At 77.3% G+C, this 295-nt stretch carries 1 protein-coding gene; it reads right to left on the bottom strand.

Annotated features, from left to right (window positions below):
- On the bottom strand, nt 1-295 hold a 295-nt coding region (locus JHD62_RS22305; RefSeq protein ID WP_199104696.1), incomplete at both ends, for a hypothetical protein.

Raw genomic sequence — 295 nt, 5'->3', positions numbered from 1 at the left:
CCCCCCCCCCCCCCCCCCCCCCCCCCCCCCCCCCCCCCCCCCCCCCCCCCCCCCCCCCCCCCCCCCCCCCCCCCCCCCCCCCCCCCCCCCCCCCCCCCCCCCCCCCCCCCCCCCCCCCACCACCCCACATCTTACTGTTCGTCGGCAGCGTCAGATGTGTATAAGAGACAGGCGCAGGGCTGGTCAGCGAGGAGGCCAGATACAGCTGGTCTTCAAACAACGGTACGGCCAGCAGGCCCGGCAGGCTGCCCTCGTCCGGCAGCGACATCAGCAAGGCGTCCACCGTCTGGCTGTG

Source organism: Aquitalea sp. ASV11 (genome assembly GCF_016429185.1).
GTDB classification, from domain to species: domain Bacteria; phylum Pseudomonadota; class Gammaproteobacteria; order Burkholderiales; family Chromobacteriaceae; genus Aquitalea; species Aquitalea pelogenes.
Note: the sequence above shows the minus strand (reverse complement) of the source record. Positions and strands in the feature narration are given on the sequence as shown.